11 protein-coding genes and 1 pseudogene are annotated in these 15,173 nt (G+C 65.9%); 2 read left to right on the top strand and 10 right to left on the bottom strand.

The window, feature by feature from the left end; genetic code table 11:
* Positions 1 to 12 precede the first annotated feature (12 nt).
* The 7 genes and pseudogenes from QRN19_RS17320 to QRN19_RS17290 all read right to left on the bottom strand — a co-directional run bounded on the left by QRN19_RS17320 (position 13) and on the right by QRN19_RS17290 (position 9,089).
* A complete protein-coding gene (locus QRN19_RS17320; protein WP_350224046.1) occupies positions 13 to 2,007 on the bottom strand; it encodes a bifunctional lysylphosphatidylglycerol flippase/synthetase MprF in 1,995 nt (664 codons plus the stop codon).
* Positions 2,008 to 2,118: 111 nt separating this feature from the next.
* A complete protein-coding gene (locus QRN19_RS17315) occupies positions 2,119 to 3,747 on the bottom strand; it encodes a bifunctional aspartate transaminase/aspartate 4-decarboxylase (RefSeq protein WP_285028450.1) in 1,629 nt (542 codons plus the stop codon).
* Between the two features lie 14 nt (positions 3,748 to 3,761).
* A complete protein-coding gene (locus tag QRN19_RS17310) occupies positions 3,762 to 5,474 on the bottom strand; it encodes an aspartate-alanine antiporter-like transporter (protein WP_285028448.1) in 1,713 nt (570 codons plus the stop codon).
* Positions 5,475 to 5,707: 233 nt separating this feature from the next.
* A pseudogene (locus QRN19_RS17305) lies at positions 5,708 to 6,463 on the bottom strand (ABC transporter ATP-binding protein); the annotation flags it as partial.
* Positions 6,460 to 7,464: a FecCD family ABC transporter permease gene (locus tag QRN19_RS17300; RefSeq protein ID WP_285028627.1), complete on the bottom strand. Its 1,005-nt coding sequence runs from the start codon at positions 7,462 to 7,464 to the stop codon at positions 6,460 to 6,462. The pseudogene QRN19_RS17305 and the gene QRN19_RS17300, both read right to left, overlap by 4 nt.
* A gap of 101 nt (positions 7,465 to 7,565) precedes the next feature.
* Entirely contained in the window at positions 7,566 to 8,609 is a 1,044-nt protein-coding gene (locus QRN19_RS17295; protein WP_285028444.1) for an ABC transporter substrate-binding protein, read from the bottom strand.
* Positions 8,610 to 8,747: 138 nt separating this feature from the next.
* Positions 8,748 to 9,089 (bottom strand): hypothetical protein, encoded by a 342-nt coding sequence (locus QRN19_RS17290; RefSeq protein WP_285028442.1) that lies wholly within the window; start codon positions 9,087 to 9,089, stop codon positions 8,748 to 8,750.
* A 579-nt stretch (positions 9,090 to 9,668) separates the two neighbouring features.
* On the opposite strand from QRN19_RS17290, the gene QRN19_RS17285 reads away from it, so the two are divergent.
* Positions 9,669 to 10,262, top strand: a complete 594-nt coding sequence (locus tag QRN19_RS17285) for a recombinase family protein (RefSeq protein ID WP_285028440.1) — start codon at positions 9,669 to 9,671, stop codon at positions 10,260 to 10,262.
* 299 nt (positions 10,263 to 10,561) lie between these two features.
* Here QRN19_RS17285 and QRN19_RS17280 read toward each other — a convergent pair whose 3' ends face one another.
* Positions 10,562 to 11,014: a hypothetical protein gene (locus QRN19_RS17280; RefSeq protein ID WP_285028438.1), complete on the bottom strand. Its 453-nt coding sequence runs from the start codon at positions 11,012 to 11,014 to the stop codon at positions 10,562 to 10,564.
* A 351-nt stretch (positions 11,015 to 11,365) separates the two neighbouring features.
* Between QRN19_RS17280 and QRN19_RS17275 the strand changes: the two genes are divergently transcribed.
* The gene (locus QRN19_RS17275; protein ID WP_285028437.1) at positions 11,366 to 13,117 is read left to right on the top strand and encodes a hypothetical protein; all 1,752 of its coding nucleotides are present in this window, start codon (positions 11,366 to 11,368) and stop codon (positions 13,115 to 13,117) included.
* 72 nt (positions 13,118 to 13,189) lie between these two features.
* Here the strand turns inward: QRN19_RS17275 and QRN19_RS17270 are convergent, their stop codons facing one another.
* Together QRN19_RS17270 and QRN19_RS17265 are read right to left on the bottom strand one after the other, a co-directional pair.
* The gene (locus QRN19_RS17270; RefSeq protein WP_285028436.1) at positions 13,190 to 13,852 is read right to left on the bottom strand and encodes a response regulator; all 663 of its coding nucleotides are present in this window, start codon (positions 13,850 to 13,852) and stop codon (positions 13,190 to 13,192) included.
* Positions 13,849 to 15,144 carry a sensor histidine kinase gene (locus QRN19_RS17265; protein WP_285028434.1) on the bottom strand — a complete coding sequence of 432 codons (1,296 nt, stop codon included), beginning with the start codon at positions 15,142 to 15,144 and terminating at the stop codon, positions 13,849 to 13,851. Before QRN19_RS17265 ends, QRN19_RS17270 begins: the two co-directional genes overlap by 4 nt.
* Between the last annotated feature and the right edge of the window lie 29 nt (positions 15,145 to 15,173).

Genomic DNA, 15,173 nt, shown 5'->3' with positions numbered 1-15,173 from the left:
GGTCCCGCACGCTCACCGCTCAGTGACGAGGTCGAGTCCTGCTGCTGCGAACTGGCGAAGTGTCGCCTCTGGCAGGAACGCGCGCGTGAGGCCCGCGCCGATACGGCCGAGGTCGCCTTCGTCGCGGAACAGCAGGTACATGGTCTCGTAGCGTGGATGGAACTTCTCCTTGAAGCGGTGCAGGGACTGGAACCCGTAGACCGGTTCCAGGACGTCCGCCAGCCAGTCGGACAGGCGTGCGATCGAGCCCCCGGTGGATTGGTCTCCGTGTGCCAACGGCGCGCCGGAGAGGGAGAGGATCTGAGCTCCCTCGCGTGAGAACTGTCGCGCCGACGATCCGATGAGGTATTCCATCACCGGACCGAATCCGCCCTCGCGGCGCCGCATGAGGTCGAGTGTCCAACCGGCCGCTCGGCCCTCCTCTCCGTACACCGGGAGCCACGAGGTGAATCCGTCGACGTCACCTGCGGGCGAGATGGCGAGAGCCACCCGCACTTCGGGGTCCTCGGCTTCGGTCAGCGTGCCCAGCGTGAAGCCCATCTCAGGGAGGCCCTTGTCACCAACCCAGGCTTCGGAAATGGCCCGGAGCTGCTGTTTGACGCCCCATGGTTCGTCCGCGAGCCGGGTGAGGCGGAAGCTCATCTGTTCACGGTCCGCGCGGTTCATGGCGGTGCGGACCGAGTTCCACCGCTTACCCGTGAATTCCAAGCCTGGCAGGTCGACGATGGTGTCGTCGGCGACGACGATGCTGCGCCATCCGACGGGAATCGCGTGGAGCGTCTCTTCGCTCGCGCTGAAGAAGCAGGGCACAAGTCCGGCATCCTCGGCGACGCGGATGAATTCGCTGACCGCTGTGGCTCGGGCCGTCGGTGGACCGACGGGATCAGCCAGCGCGAGCGCCACACCCGCCCGGCGCTGATACGCCACGATGGCGCCTGCGGTGGAGCGGAAGTAGCTGTTGTCATCCCAGGTGCTCATCCAGGAGAGCGTTCCGCCGCCGTTTGCTCGTAGGGCGTCTTTGACCTCGTCCCGGGAGGGCGCCGGGGCGTCACCGATGGTCGCCCGTCGGCGGGAGCGGAACGCTCGGCGAACCACCACCAGGTAGACGACGAGGAGCAGCCACAACACGGATTGCGCCAGGGTGACGTCGAAGTCCCCGAACTGGGCAGCCAGTTCTTGAGGGTCGAAGACAGCTGCCAGGACGAACAGCAGGGTTCCGGTGATGACGTTGACGATCGCCAGCACGAGTGCGGCGATCCATGCCCACCGACGCCCTCGCCGGAGACCCACCGCGAGGAGGGCGATGACACCGCCGTCGATCACGGCATCGACGAACGGCCCCTGGAAGGCTCCCGTCGCACCGAAAGGACCATCAGTGGGTACGAGAAGCGTGAGGAGTTCGACCGCGAGGATCACCAGCGTCGACACGAAGGCGATGAGACGTTGTTCTCGAACGGTCGTGCGCCCGATGCGAAGAGGCCGGTCGATGACGAGGACGAGGAGCACGGCGAACGCATGCTCGAGATCGGCCAGGGTTCCGACGAACAGCAGCATGACGAACTTGAAGCCCAGCAGGACGAACCACGCACGTACGCGCCACGGCGCCTTCAGCAGGCCTGCAGCGGCCGCGAGACCGGCCATCGTGCCACCTGACGGTCCCACATCGAGCACCATGGCCTGTTCCTGCGCCCAGGACCACGGCAAGAGCGCCGCCAGCCAGAGGAACAGGGCGCTGGCGAGGATGCCGAAGAGCTGACCGGCACCGAAGTAGCAGGCGGCAGTTCGCGAACCGCGCCGGTACTCCAGCACGGCGAGTCCGACCGCACTGATGATGACGAAGGGGTAGACCGCGGGATGATTGACGAAGAACGTCCCCGTGATCGCCGTCCACCACCGCCCTTCCCGCAGTGCCGGTAGCCCGTACGCCACGGAGTCGAACAACGCGTTCTGCTCGAACGAGGTCCACAGCCCGCCCCACACGAGACCGGTGACGAGCAGGACTGCCACCAGCGACAACGTCAGTGGAATCCGTTTCGACACGGAGACGATGGCCGTTCGCGGGCGTCTCTCGACGTCAGTGACCATCAGCGTCTCCCTCGGAGGTGCCGTCCTGCAGGTTCAACGGGCTCGCTCCCACTCGTCGACGTACTGGAGGGCGACTGCACGCAGACTTCTTCCGATCTGCGCATACTGCACGTCCCGCAGGTTGGCCAACGAGATGCGAATGGACCACACCGGTCCCTCGAAACCTCCCCCGTTCAGCAGGATGATCCCTGTCTGCTCGGCAAGTCGGAACAGGATGTCCGTGGGTTCGTAGTTCGCCTCGAGGAAGTCGGCGAAAGCCGGCTCCCAATGCCGGCGCGCGTAGGCCAGCATGTCCAGCTCGATGTAGTAGCCGACGCGGTTCGCGTCCTCCGGGAGGTGCACCTGCATACCGTTCGTGAGCGACTCAAGACGCCGGGCGATGAGCGCCTGCGTCTCGTGCTTGTAGTGGTCTGCGGTGTCGAGGATGCAGTATGCGGAGAAGAGGAGCATCATGCACTGCTGCGGGAGGGAGAGCCCGGCGGTGTGATTGAGCGCGACAGACCGGCTGTCCGCGACGAGGCGGTCGATGAAGCGGATCCGTCTCGGATGCAGCGACAGTGTGCCGTACCGGGCGTCGAGCTCGTCGAGGACCGTGTCGGGGAGCTCCGCAAGGCGCCGGTCGAAGATGTTGTCGCGGTTGACCGCGATGACTCCGAGTCGCCAACCGGTCGCCCCGAAGTACTTCGAGTACGAGTACACCCCGATCGTGTTCTCGGGGATCTCCGACATCAAGGAGCGGAAACCGTCGATGAAGGTGCCGTAGACGTCGTCGGTGATGATGACGAGATCCGGGTTGTCCGTGGCGACCACATCGGCGATGTGTCGCAGCGTGTCTTCGGGGATCCGTTCAGACGGAGGATTCGTGGGGTTCACGACGAAGAGGGCCTTCACCGACGGATCACGCAGGCGCTCGATCTCCTCTGCGGGGAACTGCCACAGGTTCACTCCCCGGGCGTCGACGACGCTCGCTTCGATGTGCATCACGTCGAAGTCGTAGTCGGCGAGTCGAGGGATCTCGAGGTAGGGGGTGAAGATGGGCGTCATGATCGCGACGGTGTCGCCCTTGTGCAGCAAGCGGTTCTTGAGCAGGGTGTCGAAGATGTAGCACATGGCTGCGGTGCCGCCTTCCACCGCGAAGAGATCGAAGGGCTCCTCCGGTTCGATTCCCGCGCACATCTCCTGTACGAGATAGGCGTGCGTGATGGCCTCGGCGTGGGCGAGCATCCGATCCGGCTCGGGGTAGTGGTCGCCGATCACCGAATCTGCAAGCTCCCACACGAACGAGTCCGGAATGAAGCCCAGTGTGTCGATGCCGTACGCCAGCACCTTGGAAAGCAGCTCGACCCCGGGCTCACCCTCATGCGCGGCCAGCCAGGCGCGGAAGCGCTCGGCGATACCGTCCTTCTCCGGCACCCCGATCAGTTCGGTGTCCCACTCCTTGTTCTCACGAGACACCTCCAATGCGAACTGCCCGAGCGCGAAGAACGCTTCACGAGGGGTTGGAGCGATGAAGTTGGGGTTTCCGCGGCCCGCGTTGAGCATCTGGAAGGCTGTGCGTGATTCGTGCTCACCTGCGAGCCGCTGCAGTTCTGCTTTGAGCTCGAATGGGGAGAGCGTCTGTAGTCGGGCGATCTGCTCGCGGGATACGCTGGCGATGGGCATGAGTTCTCCTCAGATCAACCGGTGGTGGAGGTGATGGCGACGACGACGGCGCCTCCGATGGTGAGCACGATGTTCCCCACGGCGTACGGCACCGTGAAGCCGAGCAGCGGCACACTGCTCTTGGCTGTCTCGCGGAGGGTGCCGACCGCGGCAGTCGTTGTGAGTGCACCCGTCAACATCCCCAGGATGAGGACGGGGTGCGTCTTCCTGAAGATGAACCGACCGACGAGGGTCATCACGATGAGGGGTGCCAAGGTCACGAAGACTCCCGCGAGGAAGAGCTGGACGCCGTAGTCCCGGAGTCCCGCGACGAAGCCCGGGCCGGCGTTGATGCCGACGACGGCTACGAACAGCGTGAGGCCGACGGTCTCGAAGAACCACTGTGCACCGGGTGGTACATGGCCGAACGTCGGGCTCTTCGCGCGTCGCCAGCCGAGCAGCAGACCCACGAGGAGAGCGCCCACGCTCGTGGTCAGCGACAGGGGCACGGAGCCGAGGACGATCGTCGGAACTCCGATCAACGCGCCCGCCGTGATGCCGAAGGCGACGGTGACCATGTCGGATTTCGGGTCGGTGCGTTCCGGGTAGCCCACGTGACGGATCCCCTGCTCCAGAAGGGAAAGCGGGCCTTGCACGCGCAGCTCGTCACCACCCTGGAGGACGGTGGCCCCCGTGAACGGCAGCGTCTGACCGGCCCGAGTCACCTTGGTGAGGAAGATCCGGCGTGAGCGTGGATCCGCACGCAGCTCTGCAACGGTCCTTCCGACGACCTCCTTGCTCGTCACGACGATGCTGAGCGTCTCGAGAGCGAAGTCGAGAATCTCCGGATCCACCACCTCGGCGGCGAATCGTTCGAGATGCTCGTCGATGAGGGCAGGGTATGCACCGGCCACGACGATGACATCGCCGGCGACGAGACCGTGGTCCAGGTCCGGCTCGACGATCTCCCCTCCATGACGAACGCGTGCGATGTACAGGTGAGAGCCGGTGCGACGCACGGATTCGGATTCGAACTCCGCGATCGACTGGGCGGTGAAGGTGTCGTCGAGCAGGTAGGCGCGGCGATGGATGTGCTGATACGCACTCGTGACGTCCGGGTCGTCCTCGTGGAACCCGAGCTGCACCTCGAGGTCGTGTGCGGCTTCGGGGAGGTTTCTGATCCCGAGCAGGCGGGGGGCGACGAACGAGATGTACAGAGCTGCCCCGATCGTGCCGAAGATATACGTCACGGCGTATGCCACCGGCACCAGGTCACTCCACTGCGCCGCGGTGTCCGCGTCGATCGGCAGTCCTGAGATCGCGTCCTGAGCTACGCCGATGATGGCGGACTGCGTCAGTCCGCCGCCTGCGAGTCCTGCGGCGATTCCAGGGTTGTAGCCCAGGACGAGACTTGTCGCCACAGCGGCCCCGAGTCCGACTGCCGCCAGCGCCACCGCGAAGACCGCTTGGGGCAGTCCTGATCCACGGAGGCCTGCCACGAATTGCGGTCCGAGCTTGTAGCCGAGCGAGAACAGGAAGAGCAGGAAGAAGATCTGCTTGACGACGGGATCGACACGAAGGTCTTCACCGAGGACCGCGCCGATGACGACGCCGACCAGCAGCGTTCCGGTGACGGCACCGAGACCGAGGCCCCGAATCGTCACCTTGCCGATGAGAAATCCGAAACCGAGCGCGACGAACACGGCGATTTCGGGATGACTGACGAAGACGTCGCGAATCCAACCCATCGGCCGTCAGCTCGCGGTCACGGGGCGGGTCGAGTTCGACACCTGCTGGGTACGTCGTCGAGGCGCCTGTCCTCGCTGGCTGCCCGCCAGCCGGCAGGCGTTCGTGGATCCATCTCGAGACAACTTCCCGCCCCCTCCGCTCCCCGAACGAGTCGAGGCGATACGTCAGAGTCAGAATAGACCTTTTCGGGACAAGACTGAACTACATCCGAGGTGTCAGCCGGGACCGATCGCGTGAACGTGACGACGGGGTGGCCTCGCCTGGGGTCCAGCGTCACCTCGGCCACCACGCCGTAGACGTCCGCAATGAGTGCTGCGGTCAGCACCTCGGCCGGTGCCCCTGCAGCGACCACTCGACCGGCCCGGAGCACGACGACCGTGTCGCAGTACATCGCGGCGAGGTTGAGGTCGTGGATGGCGATGACGGTCGTGACCGGGAGTGCGCAGACGAGGTCGAGCAGCTCCAGTTGGTGTCGGATGTCGAGGTGGTTGGTCGGTTCGTCGAGGAGCAGCTCACGGGGCTCCTGAGCGAGGGCCCGCGCGATCTGCGCGCGCTGGCGTTCACCGCCGGAGAGGGTGTGCCAGAGACGGCCGGCCTGGTCGAACAGACCGACGTGGGCGAGCGCGCGGTCGACGGCGGTCTCGTCGGCCGCGGTGTCACCGCCGAGTCCCGAGCGGTGCGGGATCCGGCCGAGCCGGACGATGTCGCGCACCGTGATGTCGACGTCGGTGTCCGCGTGCTGCGTCACCGAGGCGACCGAACGCGCGATGCGCCGTCGACCGACCGACGCCAGGTCGACCCCGTCGAGCGTCACGAGTCCGGCGGTCGGCTTCACGAGGCCGTGGAGCACCCGCAGGAGCGACGACTTGCCCGACCCGTTCGGCCCGAGGAGGCCGACGGTCTGGCCCGGCTCGGGGTGCAGGGTCACGCCGTCGACGACGAGCGCGCCGCCGCGGTTCCAGGAGACATTCTCTGCGCGGAGTGTCATACCCGTTTCCTCCTCCGCGCCAGCAGGGCGATGAAGACCGGTACCCCGACGAGCGCGGTCCCGACGCCGACCGGCAGCGGCGTCGGTGAGAACGCGACGCGCGAGCCGGCATCCACCCACACCATGAAGATCGCACCGATGATCGCCGTGGCCGGGATGAGGCGACCATGACGGGGTCCGACGAGCAGGCGGGCGGCGTGGGGCAGCACGAGTCCGACGAAGCCGATCGCCCCCGCGACGCTCACCAACGTCGCCGTGATGAGTGCCGTCGCGATGAGCAGGATCGCCCGCGTCCTCGCGACGTGGATGCCGAGCGACGCCGCGACGTCCTCACCGAAGGCGAACGCATCGAGCGCGTGGGCGTACCGGAGGCAGAGGACCGAGCCGGCGACGACGACGATCGCGCAGAGCAGCACGTCGTCCCAACGCACGCCCTCGAGTGAGCCGAGCAGCCAGAACATCACACCGCGTGTCTCGTCCGAGTCGGCGAACGCGAAGACGATCAGCGAGGTCAGTGCGGAGAAGAGTTGCGTGCTGGCGACGCCCGCGAGGACGACCCGGTCCGTCCCGCCACCCGACAGGCGGGAGAGCAGGAGCACGAGTCCGAAGGCGACGAGTGCTCCGATGAAGGCGCCGCCGGAGAGGCCGATCGACGCCCCGCCGAGTCCGAGTATCCCGATCGCCACGGCACCGGTCGACGCGCCGGAGGAGATGCCGAGGATGAACGGGTCGGCCAGCGGGTTGCGGAGGAGCGACTGCATGATGACGCCGCAGAGCCCCAGCCCGGCACCGCAGGCTGCCGCAACGAGGGCCCGTGGCAGGCGCTCCTCCCACACGATCGCGTCCTTCGACAGCTTCACCGGGATGTCGGTGACACCGAGGTGGTTCGCGACGATGTCCCGCACGTTCACGAGCAGGATGTCCGCCGGTCCGAGCGTGATCGCCACGCCGACCGAGACGAGGAGGAGGACCACGCCGGCGAGGACGAGCAGACCGGTGATCGTCGCGCGACGTGCGCGTGAGGCGGGTCGCCGTGCCGTGTCGCTCGTCCTCACCGCGTCGATGCCCGTCACCGGGTCGTCACTCGTCACCGTGTCGGGGTTCAGAGCTCGTCCTCGTGCTCGACCCACCACGCCTTGATCTTCTCGAGGCCGTCGACGAAGCGGATGGACGGGTTCAGCTCGGCGCCGTGCAGGGCGATGTACCGCTGGTTGCGCACGGCGTCCATGGTCTTCGTGAGCGGGTCGGACTCCAGGAAGGCGACCTTGTCGTCGAGGCGGTCGCCGGGGAAGCGGTCGCGCTGCAGGTCGCCGAGGACGAGCACCTGCGGGTCACGGTCGACGAGGTCTTCCCAGGTGGTGGCCGGCCAGTCGTCCTCGAGCTCACCGAAGACGTTGTCGAGCCCGGTGGTCGAGGCGAGCAGCGCGGCGGATCCGAGCCCACCGCCGACGTACGGGGTCTTCGTGTCGGCGAACCAGAACGCGACGGTCGTCCCGTCGAAGTCGACACCCTCGGTCGCCTTCGCGGCACGATCCTGCAGTTCGGCGATGAGCGCGGCGGCACGGGCGGAGACGTCGAAGACCTCGCCCATCTCGGTGATCTCCTGGTACAGCGCGTCGATGGTGAGCGGCGTCGTACGCGTCCCGCCGCCGTTGATGCTCGTCCCGTTGTCGCAGTCGGTGGGCGAGAGGTAGCTGGCGACACCGGTCTCGGCGAAGCGCTCGCGTGGTGCGACGCCGCCCTCGTTGAAGTGGCGGCCGAAGGACGCGGTGACGAAGTCCGGGTCGGCTCCGAGGACGACCTCGTAGGTGGGGGCGTTGTCGGCCAGCCGCGGGACGTCGGCGTTCGCGTCTGCGAGGGAGTCGAGGACGGGGTCCGTCCAGGAGGCGGTGCCGACGATGCGGTCCTCCAGACCGAGGGACAGCAGGATCTCGGTCGAGTTCTGGTCGAGGGAGACGACCCGCTGTGGTGCGGCGTCGATCGTGACCTCGGTGCCGCAGTTGTCGAGTGTGAGCGGGTAGTCGGTCGCGCCCTGCCCTGCGGCGGCGGTCGACTCCGGTTCGACGGCTTCGGAGGCCCCACAGGCGGAGAGCCCGATGGCGAGGACGGCTGCGAGGGCGAGGCTGATGGCGGCGCGCTGGTGCACGTCGTCTCCTTCATTCGAGGGGGTGGGACCTAGGAAGGATAGCCTTACCTGAGTGCCGGAGGCGAATCGGTCCGCTCCCACCGCCGAACGCAGCTCAGCCGAAACGCAAGAATCCCCAGCTCAACGCAAAACCGGCGGTCACCCACGCGATTGGCCCCCAGTACGTCCACCACCACCGATGCGTTGACGGAGGGTCAGGTCACGTCGCGCGGCCCGAACCGTCTGCAGGTAGAGTGCGGTCGGGAAGATGAACATGAGGCTCAGTCCGAAGACCAGGGTGACCCGGGACTCGTTTGTGTCATCGGCCGAAAAGAACTCCGTTGGCGCTGATGCGAGCCGGTCGATCACGACTCGGAGGATGATCTGCAGCACCAGCGCGATGAGTGCTGCGGTCGCTGCGACGACCCACACTCGCGTTCCATTTGAAGGGGCTTCGTCTCTGTACGGCTCGTTTGCACGTCCGGGCGACGGGTCGGACATGCATTCCTCCTGAGCCACAGCGCCGAGACTGTTGAGACGACTTCTTCGTATTGTCCCTCTCACCCGAGCGACCTGATGAGCATGAGCGTTGCCAAGATGGCGGCAAGAAGCCCAAGCCATCGCCAGAGAGCTGCACCTCCGTCGGGAGAAGTCTGCTGCCTCCGGATGGTCCTCCGCAGGCGCGGTCCTGCGTACCGGTCGAACGCCCTGGGGAAGATCACCAGGCCCCCACCTGCAATCAGCACGATGATCGATCCGATCATCATCTCAACATTCATAACCCCGCCATTCCTACCAGGGTGAGACTTGCACGATCGAGCAGGCGAGAACAATCCGGACCGAGGCGGAAGTGGCGGACTCAGTGCCGATTCGCCACGCCGACTCCATGCTCGACGGCCGGAAAGCCACTTTGCCTCAGGAAGCCACAGATTTACGAGACACATGGCTCCGCGTCCAACCGGGCCAACTCGGGCGCGAGGATCCGCGGATCTCCCAGCCAGCATTCTGTCTCGAAAACTCGTCTCACGGTGTTGCGTGTCTCAATTACCTTCACGTGGGTTTCTGAGACATTTTGGTGCAATGAGGCAGATCGGGTACACCAGAGTCAGCACCGCCGGCCAGGACGCACAGCTGCAGCTCGACGCGCTCCTCGACGCCGGCGTGCAGAAACGTGACGTGTTCGCGGATGTGACCTCCGGCAGTAAGACAGCAATCGAGCGCCCCGGCATGACGAAGTTGCTCGAGTACGCCGAGACCGGCGACACCGTGATCGTGTCGCGCATCGACCGCCTCGGACGATCCCTGATCGACGTACTCAACACGGTCGAGCTCCTGCGCGCCCGCGGGATCCACGTGCGATCACTCTCGGATGGCATCGACCCCGCGACGTCGACAGGCCGGCTGATGCTCCACATGCTCGCCACCCTGGCCGAGTACGAGCGCGAGCTCATCGTCGAACGCGTCAACGCTGGCATCGCCGCGGCCCGCGAATCAGGCACGCGATTTGGGCGCCCACCAGTGGATCCCGACGTCATCGCCGAGAAGCTCGCCATCGTCGCTGAAGCCCGCGATCGCGGCCGCACGGCAGCAGAAGCCGCTGCACTCGTCGGCTGGAGCCGGGCGACGCTCTACCGACACCAGACCAGCACCTCGAGCAGAACCCCAACAGCCTGACGTTTCGAGCACTTCGGTTTCGACAACGAGTTCTGAGCACCCAACGCTCGCAGAACCTCGCTACGGCATCGGGTCGACCGGAACATGCTCAGAAACGATCGTTTCCGGGTGGGCGACCACATGTAAGCGGCCGCCGCCGTCGACATCAACCTCACCCCGGACGAGGTGACTGCGCTCGAAGAGAACTACCAGGTGCGCCCCGCCGGCGGCTTCTGAGCACACACCCCCATCACCACCACGAGCGGCCCGACTGCGCGAATGCGCCGCCGGGCCGCTCTGTTGCGGTCTTCCTCGGGTCGCTACTGGTGTGAACGTCTGGAGGAGCCATCCTCCTCAGCGGATGTACCCAGGATGCGCCGAGTCTCGGCGTCCCGCGCCGCCTGTTCCGCGGGAAGCTTCTGCAGCATAGATTCGACGGCTTTCTGCGAGTACCCAGCCGCATCGATTTCAACATCCCCGCGCTTGAAGATGAATCTCTTGTCCTGATGGCGGCGGACGAACGCTGTAATGACAGCGGCCAGACCGCTAAGCCCGCCGACGCCCGCTGCGGCAGCACCGAGGACCGTGACGACCTCGATCCATTCCACAGGACCAGCGGAAAACTCCGCAGCCGTGTTGTGGTCAATGTCGTGCTCGTCCAGCAGTTTCAAGATCTCCTCGCTGTACTCCGGAGGAAACCGCAATTGGAGGCTGTCGTCACCGACGTGCCCGAGTGTGACGATCAGCGGAACGAGATTTGCGTCAGAAGCCATGCCGCTAGGGTGGCACCGTTTCTCCGGATTGCACCATCCCGATAGAGAATTTCTCACCGGGACGCTCAGAGAACGAGGGACGATCTGCAGCATGCTGCCTATGGAAACGTCCCAGCAGGCCCGTCCGGGGATCTGTCCGACAGGGGGACCTCCTACGGGACACCGGCAGGATCGTTCGTGGTCTAAAACGATCGCTGTTGGTCAATATCGCTGCGATCTTGCTCTGGCATTAAGCGCCCCTACGCGCGTACGAGGTTGGCGGACGAGCCCCGACACGATGAGGATTGGACGCTGCAGCCAATCGTGTTGGAGAGTCGGGGTGATGCCGTACGGTCGACCCAGGAGGATCACGTGGGCAGAATTGACTGGCGACACATAAACGAGAATGACTTCAATGACATCGTCGAAGCTCTGCTCGTTCGCGAGTACACGCGGGACGGCCTCAGGGCTCATGCGCTAGGTGGGCGCGGCGGCGACGACGGGATTGATGTTGCGGTGCGCGTGGAGAAGACCAATCAACTTGTGCACACCCTGCAGCTCAAGTACTTCCCCGGCGGTTTCTCTGGCGGCAACGGAGGTCGACGCGCTCAGATCAAGCACTCCTTGGCGCGGGCGATCGATAAGGAAACCCCACCACTGTGGACGCTCGTGGTGCCGACGAACCCGACGGCTCGAGAGCGCAAGGCTGTGCTTGGAATGAGGAATGGGGCACGCGTCACCATTCGATTCATGGGCCCGGCCGAACTTGACGGGCTACTCGCCAAGCACCCCGACATTGAAGATCGGTTCACAATCGATCGGTCTATCCAGATGCTCGCGGCCGTGCACCGTCCGGAGGCAGCTCTCGCGAAACCCGGGGACCTGCGCGCTGAAGTCTCCCGGCTCCAGGAACGTCTAGAAGGGCGAAGCGAGTACTGGGCCCCGTCTGTCACCTTTGCCTCCGGCGGATCATATATCGAGACACTCCAGGCTTTACGGGAGGATTCGCACGAGCGGGAGCCGCTAGGAATATCTCTCTCCTTGGGGTTCAACGCCGATGATGCTGATCTGAAGAAGCAGTTCGAGGACTCTATGAAATTCGGCGTCATCGATGCGATCCACCTCCCGGAGCGGGTCGTGCTCTCCCTTGACAAGGTTGGTCCGGAATGGTTCGCGGAAGAGGGCTCACGGGGCAGTCTCGTGATCGGTCCGGCTGAGGACGACCATGAACCGGTACGTGCGAGGGTCGAGGTTCGAGACCCGAATGAACGCGCTGCGGCCAGCTTGTCAGGCCAGACACGCGCGAGAGCACGTGGAGTTGGCGGCGGAACTATTCGCGTGTCTCTTGAGGGTGGCGTCACGCAGACCTGGCGATTCCCAGTTGACATTAATGACACCGGTGCAGTCTCGACCGAGGCCGAATTCGCCGGCAACAGTGCGCGTGAGATCAGAAGAGCGCTGCGATTTCTCGATGCACTTGCGTCACATACGGAGATCGGGATCACTCTCGCTGGCGAGACCACTCTGTGGATGAACTTCAGAAGCCAAGCTTCGCCGCTGCCGGATCGGGGACTCTGGGACTTCGTGGAGGACCTTTGCACTCTCGAGGATCACTTCGATGTCACCCTCCGCTACCCCTCGAACGACGTGCCGGCATCGGACCGTCTCTGGGCGCGAATTCTCGTCATGCTGATCCGAGGCGAAGCTGTTGCGCACCCCAACACGGGAACGTTTGGCGGGACCCTGAACGGCATGCTCGACGAAGGCCTTGAGCTACTGCTCGTAAAGGGCGCTGCAGCTGTAGCCAGTGATCCAGACTTTGTCGTCGAGGTACTCGATACACCCTTCCACTTAGACGAGGTCGCGTACTACACACACCACGCCGTGGCAGATGGCTCCGAACGATTGCTCGCTGACCTGCGTGCCGGCAAGGGTGAAGGCAACCATCTGGCCATACGACCCGCAGATGAGCTTCCTTGGGTGATCTACAGCCCGTCACATCTCGAAGCCGCCGGGCACTCCGTCGTAATCACGAAACCATGGTCAGTAGAAGGCATCAATGAGCACCCTGGTTACACCAGACTGCCCAACAAGCTCAGTGAGCTGCCGACAGGTCGGGGATAACGGCCGTGCGACCGTCAATTGATGCTCAATCAGGCTGATCCGATAATATTTCTTATGTCGTTTGCACTCGGCTCACCGCGGGTCGACGAGCCCCGCGCGGATGCCCCAGAGCACGGCCTGCAGGCGGTCGCGCGCTCCCGTCTTCTGGAGCAGACCGGCGAGGTGGTACTTCACCGTGGTGGGTTCGACGAACAGGCGGTCGGCGATCTCCGCGTTGGAGAGTCCCTGCGCCAGCAGGTCGAGGACCTCGAACTCGCGATCGGTGAGCGGCGACTCCGCCGGTGCCATCGTGGCCGCGGGCGCCTCGCGTCTGCGCTCGGAGAACTCACGGAGGATGCGACGGGTGAGGCGCTGATCGAGCGTCCCCTCCCCCGCTGCGACGGACCGGATCGCGGCGAGCAGCGTCGCCTCATCGGCACCCTTGAGCAGGAAGCCCGCCGCACCGGCCTCGAGGGCGGCGAACACGTCCGCGTCGACGTCGAACGTCGTGAGGATGAGGACGTCGGCGTCGAGCTCCGGATCCGCCGTGATCGTGCGGGTCGCCGCGATCCCGTCCATGCCCGGCATCCGGATGTCCATGCAGATCAGGTCCGGACGCAGCTCCCTCGCCAACCGCACCGCGTCGGCACCGTCGATCGCCTCGCCCACCACCTCGATGTCGGGCTCGGCACCGAGGATCACCGAGAGGCCGGCGCGGACGACCGCCTGGTCGTCCGCGATGAGAAGACGGATCATTGGTCACTCCGGTGCTGGTCGGGACGGTCGTCAGGACGGTGCTCGTCGGGACGGTCGTCAGGACGGTGCTCGTCAGGGATGGTCAGTCGGTTGCGCCACCCGCCCTCGTCCGTCGGCGCCGAGGTCAACCGCGCTCCGATGAGCTCGGCGCGCTCGCGCATGCCCCAGAGGCCGTAACCGTCACGCGACGGCGAAGCAGGCCGCTGCGACGATGCGGCGTTCGTCACGGTGAGCTCGATCGCGTCAGCCTCGAACCGCACCGTCACGCGGCAGACGGCTCCGGGCGCGTGCCGGGCGGCGTTCGCAAGCGACTCCTGGACGGTCCGATACGCGGCCGTCTCCGCAAGCGGCCCCAGCACACGAGGCTCACCGGTCACGGTGTACGCGACGTGCTGCCCCCGCGACCGCGCCGCCTCGACGAGTTCCGGGATCGCCGCGATGGTCGGAGTGGTCGCCGGCCCGAGCGTCGATCCGTCTCCGCCGCCCTGGGCGTCCGCGTCGTCGCTGCGCAGGAGGCCGACCGTCCGCCGCAGGTCCACGAGCGTGGTGCGGGCATCCGACTGCACCGTCTGGAGCATCTCCCGAGCGCGGTCCGGGTCGCGCTCCACCAGAGCGCTGGCCGCCTGCGCACTGACGATGATCCCCGACAGGTGGTGTCCGGCGATGTCGTGCAGCTCCCGCGCGAGGGCGGTGCGTTCCGCGCGGAGGTCGTTCTGCACGCTGATCCGACGCTCGTTCTCGGCCATGCGCGCCTGGTCCTCGATCGCCGACAGCAAGCGCTCGCGACCCCTGGCGTACTCGGCGACACCGGCCGGGAGCACGTACTGCAACACGATGCGCGCGACGGCCGCGAACACGAGGATGAGCGGCGCCTCGGACGACCCGAAGACCATCGCGATGCCGCCGACGACTGTCGTCGCCACCGCGCCCGTCACCAGTGCGGTCAGCACCGTCCGACGGTCCTGGTGCCGAGCGAGCGCATAGCTGGCGAGGATCACCCCGAACGAGCCGATCCCGAGCTCACCGCCGGTACTGCCGAGGATCACGAGGTCGAGCGTGACGACAGCCCCGAACACGACCACCGGGTACCGGATCCGAAACAGCAACGCGACGGCCTGGAGCACGACCAGGGCCGCGTGCACCCACGGCGGGATCCGACCCGGCACGGCGTGCAGCTCGTCGACCAACGGCACGACCCCGAGGTACCCCACCGCACCGGCGAGGACCAGGACCGGCGGGAGCGCCGAGCGCAGACGGGCCGCGACAGGGGCGGGCCGCGCGGGAGAGGTCATGCGTCGAGTCAACCACGCCGAGCGCCGAC

It is taken from the genome of Plantibacter sp. ME-Dv--P-122b (assembly GCF_030209375.1).
GTDB lineage: Bacteria > Actinomycetota > Actinomycetes > Actinomycetales > Microbacteriaceae > Plantibacter.
Note: the sequence above shows the minus strand (reverse complement) of the source record. Positions and strands in the feature narration are given on the sequence as shown.

What these genes read in the sequence shown, in the direction of transcription:
- QRN19_RS17310 (WP_285028448.1), bottom strand. Translation starts at nt 5,474, where the DNA reads ATGGGTTGGATTCGCGACGTCTTCGTCAGTCATCCCGAAATCGCCGTG.
- QRN19_RS17290 (WP_285028442.1), bottom strand. Translation starts at nt 9,089, where the DNA reads ATGTCCGACCCGTCGCCCGGACGTGCAAACGAGCCGTACAGAGACGAA.
- QRN19_RS17285 (WP_285028440.1), top strand. Translation starts at nt 9,669, where the DNA reads ATGAGGCAGATCGGGTACACCAGAGTCAGCACCGCCGGCCAGGACGCA.
- QRN19_RS17270 (WP_285028436.1), bottom strand. Translation starts at nt 13,852, where the DNA reads ATGATCCGTCTTCTCATCGCGGACGACCAGGCGGTCGTCCGCGCCGGC.
- QRN19_RS17315 (WP_285028450.1), bottom strand. Translation starts at nt 3,747, where the DNA reads ATGCCCATCGCCAGCGTATCCCGCGAGCAGATCGCCCGACTACAGACG.
- QRN19_RS17280 (WP_285028438.1), bottom strand. Translation starts at nt 11,014, where the DNA reads ATGGCTTCTGACGCAAATCTCGTTCCGCTGATCGTCACACTCGGGCAC.
- QRN19_RS17265 (WP_285028434.1), bottom strand. Translation starts at nt 15,144, where the DNA reads ATGACCTCTCCCGCGCGGCCCGCCCCTGTCGCGGCCCGTCTGCGCTCG.